Source organism: Microcoleus sp. CAWBG58, assembly GCF_020883045.1.
Lineage (GTDB): Bacteria > Cyanobacteriota > Cyanobacteriia > Cyanobacteriales > Microcoleaceae > Microcoleus.
On the sequence record NZ_JAHRFA010000008.1, the window covers coordinates 133,714 to 141,880 of the forward strand.

The 8,167-nt window shown below is 45.3% G+C and carries 6 protein-coding genes; 5 read left to right on the forward strand and 1 reads right to left on the reverse strand.

The features are described from left to right. Positions 1-358: 358 nt before the first annotated feature. The 5 genes from QZ918_RS05515 (at position 359) to QZ918_RS05535 (ending at position 6,571) form a co-directional block, all read left to right on the forward strand. Positions 359-1,345 (forward strand): Npun_R2479 family HD domain-containing metalloprotein, encoded by a 987-nt coding sequence (locus QZ918_RS05515; protein ID WP_293332072.1) that lies wholly within the window; start codon positions 359-361, stop codon positions 1,343-1,345. Positions 1,346-1,652: 307 nt separating this feature from the next. Further along, on the forward strand, positions 1,653-2,717 hold the full coding sequence (locus QZ918_RS05520) for a vWA domain-containing protein (protein ID WP_293332075.1): 1,065 nt from the start codon (positions 1,653-1,655) through the stop codon (positions 2,715-2,717). A gap of 299 nt (positions 2,718-3,016) precedes the next feature. After that, positions 3,017-5,287, forward strand: a complete 2,271-nt coding sequence (gene ligA / locus QZ918_RS05525; RefSeq protein ID WP_293332078.1) for an NAD-dependent DNA ligase LigA — start codon at positions 3,017-3,019, stop codon at positions 5,285-5,287. 339 nt (positions 5,288-5,626) lie between these two features. Continuing rightward, positions 5,627-6,049, forward strand: a complete 423-nt coding sequence (locus tag QZ918_RS05530) for a hypothetical protein (RefSeq protein WP_293332081.1) — start codon at positions 5,627-5,629, stop codon at positions 6,047-6,049. A 327-nt stretch (positions 6,050-6,376) separates the two neighbouring features. Continuing rightward, positions 6,377-6,571 (forward strand): hypothetical protein, encoded by a 195-nt coding sequence (locus tag QZ918_RS05535; RefSeq protein WP_293332084.1) that lies wholly within the window; start codon positions 6,377-6,379, stop codon positions 6,569-6,571. Here the strand turns inward: QZ918_RS05535 and QZ918_RS05540 are convergent. After that, the coding region (locus QZ918_RS05540; RefSeq protein WP_293332087.1) for a CHAT domain-containing protein at positions 6,503-8,167 on the reverse strand (1,665 nt) is incomplete at its 5' end. The two genes, QZ918_RS05535 and QZ918_RS05540, sit on opposite strands and share 69 nt — an antisense overlap.

An 8,167-nucleotide genomic window follows, 5' to 3' on the forward strand; every position in this document is an offset into this window, starting at 1 on the left:
TCACTAATATTTAATACCAAAAAATCGATCTTTTACATGGGAAATTAGGTTATCGTGGGAAGTATATCCAAAAGAGCAATTTTCTGACCTAACAAGACTAGCTAAACTTGACAATTCAACACCGAGGGGTAAGTGGATTTGAGAGTTGAGAGTTGAGATTTGAGATTTACTCGGCAGATGAATCTGGAGGCTGAAACTTGGGTCTAAAATTTGGGGAGCATCTAGGACTTAAGCCGACGCTTGTATCCGTCTTTGGGTGAGGGGTCAAACCTATTCTAATGCCCATTGATTATTGTTTCAGCTATCCCAGATATTTGCGATCGAGTTTGCAACTATAGCCTGAGTGAGAGAATTTATCATGTTCAATGCAACTGCCATCCTGATTGACGCTTTTGTACAAGAGCTACAGGCCGGCTACCGCCGCACCTACGGCAAGTACAAGCCTGACTACCCTGAAATTATCGCCTGGGCGGGGACTATGGCTCTGGAAAACATCGCTAACTGCGATGCTCTTTACCACAACGTGGAACACACAATGCTCGTGGCCTTGGTGGGACAAGAGATTCTCCGGGGCAAGCATATTCGCGAAGGAGGTGTGTCACCGGAAGATTGGCTGCACTACCTCATCTCGCTGCTGTGCCACGATATTGGCTACGTCAAAGGTGTTTGCCGCCAAGACCAAGAATCTGTGGGACTCTATGCTACTGGTATTGATGGAGGCATGGTTTCTGTGGCGATCGGTGCCACTTCTGCTAGTCTAACTCCTTATCATGTCGATCGAGGAAAACTCGTAATTGACGAACGCTTCGGCGGCCACACATTAATTGATGCCGAACAAATCAAGCGCAATATTGAGTTGACACGCTTCCCAGTTCCTGCTAGCGAAACCCATCAAGACAGAAACAACTATTCTGGACTCGCCAGGGCAGCCGATTTGATCGGTCAGTTGAGTGACCCAAATTACCTCCGCAAAATCAGCGCCCTATTCTACGAATTTGAGGAAGTCGGCACTAATAAAATCTTGGGTTATAAATCCCCAGGAGATTTGCGCCAAAATTACGCCAAGTTTTATTGGAACGGAGTTTTCCCATACATTCCAGCAGCTTTGAACTACTTGGAATTGACCCAGGGTGGCAAACAGATTATTGCCAACCTATACGCTAACGTGTTTCAAGTAGAACACGCTGAACCGCTTGCTTTCACCAAACCGAACTCTCAAGATTCACTCAAGTCCCGCACCAACGGCAACTCGAATGGCGAAAAAAATGGTGATAATCTTCAACCTTCCATGTCCGGGGGAGATAACAACAAGAAGTTTAGCGATTTTTCCGACCTGAATTTGTGAGAGTGTTTTCGCATAATTCATGATTTATCGACGCGAGTCATCATTAGAAAGTTTTAAGATTTTCTACTTGCTGGCTCCTTTTTGTTTGAGCTATAATACGATAATGTTTACTTGATTTGTAATACAAATTAGGTACGTTGTTGGGCTTTAGCCCTCTTTACGCATATAGATTAAGAGGGCTAAAGCCCAACAACATACCTCATCTGCTTTCTTGCTATTGTAGGACAATCTTAAGTAAAATGTATTGAGCTATAAATTGAGCTATAATAATATAAAGAAATCGTTGTCCCTTAGGGAAATTCAGGTCATGGCAACCAACAACATTGAAGTCGTTTTTAGCTTTGATACAACTGGCAGTATGTACCCTTGCTTGACGCAAGTTCGTCGAAAAATCAAAGAAACGGTAACAAGATTGCTTGATGAAATTCCTGGCATTCGCATTGGCATTATTGCTCACGGAGACTATTGCGATGCCGGGAGTACCTACGTGACTAAACACCTCGATTTATCCGGCGATGTCGGCAAGATTTGCAATTTTGTAGAAAATGTCGAACCTACTGGTGGCGGCGATGCTCCAGAATGTTATGAATTAGTCTTGCACGAAGCTCAATCACTTTCCTGGACTGCTACTAATTCCAAAACATTCGTACTAATTGGCGACGACATCCCCCACGCACCCGCTCAAACTCCCCAAAAACTTAACTGGCGTCAAGAAGTAGATAAGTTAGCACAGATGGGAATTGCCGTTTATGGCATCCAAGCTCTCAACCGTCCCCATGCTACTTTATTCTACAAAGAACTAGCGGAAAAATCTGGCGGTTTTCACCTCAATCTTGACCAGTTTTCATACATCACAGATTTGTTTTTAGCAGTTTGTTACCAACAATCATCTGACGAACAACTACAAGCTTACGAACAAGAAGTTGTCAGTCAAGGTCGCATGAGTCGCGGCTTAAACAAGATGTTTGATACCATGATGCAGCGGGAAGGGACTGCTGTTTATGAGTCAGCAGAATTACGCGCTGTCAAATCTGGGAGATTTCAGATTCTCGAAGTAGACAACGAGATATCGATTAAAGCTTTTGTTCTGGAAAATGGTTTGGCTTTTAAAACCGGGCGCGGGTTTTATGAATTTACCAAAACAGAAACTATTCAAGGCAAGAAAGAAATTGTGCTGATGAACCGTTCAACAGGCGATTTATTTGAGGGAGAAGCGGCGCGAGAAATGTTGGGTTTGCCAATGGGTGAGACAGTTCGCATCAAGCCGAGCAATCTAGAAAAGTATGCGGTTTTTGTGCAAAGTACTTCGGCCAATCGCAAGCTGATGGGGGGAACTCGTTTCCTTTATGAAGTTGAAGATTGGGATCGTTAATCGATTTTAAATGTTCTAACTACAACCGCAGAGCAGGACAGATAATGCTAAGATTTTTATGGTTTGTGTTTGTAGCATTTCTCGAAAAAATGAGGTATGACTGATAGTTTAATATAACTACTAAATTAGGGGGGCTAAAGCCCAACTACGTACCTGACTTTTGGAGAATTGCTTAAATTAGGGGGGCTAAAGCCCAACTACGTACCTGACTTTTGGAGAATTGCTTAAATTAGGGGGGCTAAAGCCCAACTACGTACCAGAGCTTTTTGCGGTTAGACAATATACGCTTTTAAATTAATATGCAACCAGAAATTCAGCAGCGAGTTAAACAATTGAGGCAGCAGCTACAGGAAGCTAGCTATGCTTATTATGTTCTTGATGCGCCGATTATGGCTGATGAGGTGTACGATCGCCTTTACCGACAGTTGCAAGAGTTAGAATCAGATTATCCTGACTTGATTGTTGCTGAAAGTCCGACTCAGCGTGTTGGAGAAAAGCCAGCTACTCAATTTTTTAGCGTCAAGCACAATATTCCTCTCTACAGTTTGGAAAATGCTTTTAATTTTGAGGAATTGACCAAATGGCAGGAACGCTGGCAGCGAATAGCACCTCCCCTAACCCCCCTTTATCAAGGGGGGGGACAAGATGGAAATGCACCTCCCCTAAACTCCCCTTATCAACAGGGAAATGCACCCCCCCTAACCCCCCCTTATCAAGGGGGGGGACAAGAGGGAAATGCACCTCCCCTTAGCAATGAAGAAAACAGCGAAATTACTCCCCCCCTTAGCAAGGGGGGGCTGGGGGGGGTTTCTAACCAAGAAATTACTCCCCCCATGGTAGGGGCGGTGCCCCCGTGCCCGCCCTGGCTGGGGGGGGTTTCCTATGTTTGCGAGTTAAAAATTGATGGTTCTGCTTTAGCGTTAACCTATGAAAATGGGGTTTTGGTTCGCGGTGCAACGCGGGGAGATGGGATTGCGGGAGAGGATATCACTCAAAATGTTAAGACTATTCGATCGATTCCTCTCAAACTTAATTTAGATAATCCGCCGCCTGTGGTGGAAGTGCGGGGTGAGGCTTTTTTGTCTTTGGCTGTGTTTGAGGAAATTAATCGGGAACGGGAAAAAGCGGGGGAACAATTGTTTGCTAATCCTCGCAATGCTGCGGCTGGTACGCTGCGACAGTTGGATTCTAAGATAGTCGATAAGCGACGGTTGGATTTCTTTGCTTATACTCTACATTTAGATGAGGGTAATGAGGAAAAGACGCAAGGGGAATCTTTGGAATTGTTGCGAAGGATGGGATTTAAAGTGAATCCCAATCGGAAAGTTTGCTCTTCGTTGGATGAGGTGCGGGAGTATTACGAATATTGGGATACTGAACGGCGAAATTTACCTTACATGACTGATGGGGTTGTTGTTAAGATTAATTCGATCGCACTGCAACGACAGTTGGGTTTTACTCAGAGGTTTCCGCGTTGGGCGATCGCACTTAAGTATCCGGCCGCCGAAGTCCCTACAATTGTAGAAGCAATAACTGTACAAGTCGGGAGAACCGGGGCTCTGACTCCCGTAGCGGAACTCAAACCGGTGCAGTTGGCTGGAACGACGGTTTCGCGGGCTTCTCTCCACAATAGCGATCGACTTTCCGATCTCAATCTCCATATCGGCGATACTGTAATTGTCAGAAAAGCTGGAGAAATTATACCAGAAGTTGTCCGAGTTTTAGCAGAACTTCGTCCCGAAAATGCTCAACTTTTTCAAATGCCTAGCTGCTGTCCCGAATGCACGCAGCCTGTGGTTCGCGAAAAAGGGGAGGCCGTGACTCGCTGCATCAACACGTCTTGTCCGGCGATTTTGAGGGGTTCCCTGATTCATTTTTGCAGCCGGGATGCTCTGGATATTAATGGTGTTGGGGAAAAATTGGTGCAGCAGATGGTGGATAGCAATCTGGTGCAGTCGGCGGCGGATTTGTTTGATTTGACTGCTGACAGATTGATGGGTTTGGAACGCATGGGTACAAAGTTAGCAGAAAAGTTGGTAAGTGCGATCGCGCGATCGAAAAATCAACCTTATGCGCGGGTACTTTACGGCTTGGGCATCCGCCACGTCGGCAGTGTCAACGCTCAATTGCTGACTGAAAGGTTTGCCAATGTGGAAGAGTTAGCAGCGGCATCGGCGGCATCGATTGAGGGAGTTTACGGCATCGGCCCGGAAATTGCACAAGCGGTTTATCAGTGGTTTCGAGTTCCGGCAAATCAAAGTTTAATTGCACGGTTGCAAACTGCGGGATTGCAATTGCATTCAGAAGTAAAAAGTCAGAACTTAGCAGCCCAAAATCTACAACTTGCAGGCAAAACTTTTGTACTTACGGGAACTTTGCCGACTCTAAAACGAGATGAAGCTAAGGATTTGATTGTCAAAGCTGGAGGAAAAGTCACAGGTTCTGTAAGTGCTAAAACCGATTATGTCGTTGTGGGCGAAGATGCAGGTTCCAAATTAGAAAAAGCTCAATCTTTAGGTGTCAAACTACTGTCGGAAGCTGAGTTGTTAGAACTACTATCCAAACCATAAAATATTGGTAAAACTCAACATCTCTCTCTATACTCTTTCTCTGTGCTCTCTGTGCCCTCTGTGGTTCAAAAAAAAACCTTATTCAGTTAAGCAGTTTTCAAAATATACCGACAACAATTTTAATGCCGTAGGTGCAAAATAGCCGATCGCAAATCGCACAATACCTCAAAAGGCATAGAAAACGCGCTCGCAATTCGTCAATATACATACTTCCCTACCCTGGGCCCCCGAATCGGTTGTCGGCACAGGCTAGTTTTGCTAAAATTTGATATAGCTGGCATTTGCGATCGCGCGTAACTGCCAACCGAACAAAGTTCCAGCAATCAGAGGAGATACGTAATGTCGGAAATCCCAGAACAAACACAAACAAATTTATCGGCTCCAGAAACAACTTCCGAAAGCTCTATTTCTTGGACGGAAAATGTAAAAAGTAGCGTGGGAAACATCCTGAGCAGTTGGAAGTTGAAAGCAGGATTGGGAGTGGCTGCATTGTTGGGAGTTTTAGTGTTGTCGTTTTTCTGGCAGCACATGATTGCAGTTGTAGGTATGAACAGTTGGGCGAGTCGATCGGGCGCTAGAGCGATCGAATGTATGGTAAGAGATACTAATGATGACCAGTATGTAAGTTGCAGCGCTCTCCTCGACCAGCAAATTGTCCCTCTTGAATGCAGTTCTAGTTTGTTAAATATCGGTTGTCGTGTCAATTATGGAACTGCGGCACCTAATTTGAAACAGCTTGGGCCTAGAGCTGCTTTGAGATAATTTTTGATTAGCTTTGCCGAAAAATATGATGCTGATGTCAAGCATAAATGGTGCGTCAGAATTAGATTGGGGGTGATTTAAATTTACCTTTCCTGACGCACCCTACTCTGTCAACTGTCAACTGGCATACCGTTTCTGTATCGGAATTATTTAACCGCAGAGGGCACAGAGGACACAGAGAGGGAATGCAGAGATTAATAATTCCTATGCAACCGGATTTGATATCAACTGTCAACTGTCAACTGTCAACTGTCAACTCTCAACTGGCATACCGTTTCTGTATCGGAATGATTTAACCGCAGAGGGCACAGAGGACACAGAGAGGGAATGCAGAGATTAATAATTCCTATGCAACCGGATTTGATATCAACTGTCAACTGTCAACTGTCAACTGTCAACTGTCAACTGTCAACTGTCAACTGTCAACTGTCAACTGTCAACTGTCAACTCTTCTTACCACGGATTTCCGATGAGGGTGAAACTGCTCCAGTAGTAAGGATGAGAAAAATCGTTGGTTTGTAGTTTGATGTTATTTGGTAAATTTAATTTGCCCGCTGTTGTTACTAATTGCCGATTTTCAATCCGAACTTGACGAGCAATCATCGCCTGTTGAGTAAGTTGCAGAGTTTCTGCCTTGGTTTTGCCTCCTCGAAGCTGCTGGTAAAATTCGCTCATCAGTCCCAAAGTGCCTCCGTCATCAACATACCACAAACTCCCCAGGGCAGATTTGGCGCCGGATTTGACCGCTAAACCTCCAAAACCTAATTCTGCTTCGCGATCGCCCAAAGCAGTTCTACAAGCACTCAACACTAACAAGTCTACCTGCGGATTGCGCCAATTTAAACTCTCCATGTCACTGAGCTGCAATTTGTAATTCCAGAGTTGAATGTAAGAATTGCTCGCTTGTCCCGAGATGAAGTTAGCATGGGTTGCTAGGTGAACAATCCGAAATCCTTTGTTGGCGTGTTGCGATTGGAGATTGTTAATAGTGAAACTCGAATTGAGGAAAGATGGCCCTTGCCACTGGGTAGAAATTGTTTCTAATTCTAGAGGCACGTTGGGCAAAGGCTTATTATCAACAAATTCTGACCGTCCCATTGCTAGCACTGTGGCGTCTCTAACGGTCTTAAATTCGCGATTAGTCAAGCTAAAACTCGGAATTAGGCTGAAACTGTATTTTTGAATCAAGAAGCCTTTACCGTCGTGCAAAGCGGCAAAGGGTAAACTCCGCAATCCGGGATCGACTGACAGCAACAAAGTCTGAATTCCTAAGTTTTGCAAGTCTTTTTCTAGAGGTGCGATCGCCCATTGATACAGTTTTTGGGCCGAGGGAAGATAACTGATAGTGCCGACTTTTCCGAGATTGGTGACTTGTTCGCGGAACTCCTTAACAATTGGTTCGAGAGCTTGACGGTTGGCTTCGGGAACGCTGTAGTGAATCGGCTGCCCTACAGGAGGAACTAAAATTAATTCCAGTCGATCGACTCGCGAGATTATATAGATAATACCAGACCGCTTGCGAGTTTCCTGTTCTATATTTTTCAATGTTTGTTGGAATTGCGCCACCATCACTTTTTGGTTGGGAAGGTTGGCTTTGACGCCTAGGTATTCTCCAAACTCTTGATTCCTAATTTGTTCGATTCCCCAGACTGCTTTTTCGATGTCGTTACCTTCAAAAAGTCGATCGGGAGGCGGAAAGTATCCCAGCACTAAATTAGCACTACGGTTGACTTCTGGCGGTGTTTCGCGGCGGGGAGCTACTGACGATTGGTTGGGGGGTAGCTGACTGGTGATGCTTGAATCGAGCGTTAAAATTTGACCCGCAGCAGCGCCCGGAGTGTCTAACGGTGGAATTTTGCGGCGATTTGGATCTTCTGGATCGTCGGGGGTTGAGGCGATAGGTGCGGGCGTGGGAGTTGCACTTGGAGTGGGAGTTGTACTTGGAGTGGGAGTTGCGATCGGAGTTGGAGTTGCACTTGGAGTTGGAGTTGCAATTGGAGTTGGAGTTGCGATCGGAGTTGGAGTTGCGATCGGAGTTGGAGTTGCAATTGGAGTTGGAGTTGCGATCGGAGTTGGAGTTGCGATCGGAGTCGGAGTTGCACTTGGAGTTGGGGTTAC

Excerpts from the sequence above, each read along its gene's own strand:
- QZ918_RS05515 (WP_293332072.1), top strand. The coding sequence starts at position 359 with ATGTTCAATGCAACTGCCATCCTGATTGACGCTTTTGTACAAGAGCTA.
- QZ918_RS05520 (WP_293332075.1), top strand. The coding sequence starts at position 1,653 with ATGGCAACCAACAACATTGAAGTCGTTTTTAGCTTTGATACAACTGGC.
- ligA (WP_293332078.1), top strand. The coding sequence starts at position 3,017 with ATGCAACCAGAAATTCAGCAGCGAGTTAAACAATTGAGGCAGCAGCTA.
- QZ918_RS05530 (WP_293332081.1), top strand. The coding sequence starts at position 5,627 with ATGTCGGAAATCCCAGAACAAACACAAACAAATTTATCGGCTCCAGAA.
- QZ918_RS05535 (WP_293332084.1), top strand. The coding sequence starts at position 6,377 with ATGCAGAGATTAATAATTCCTATGCAACCGGATTTGATATCAACTGTC.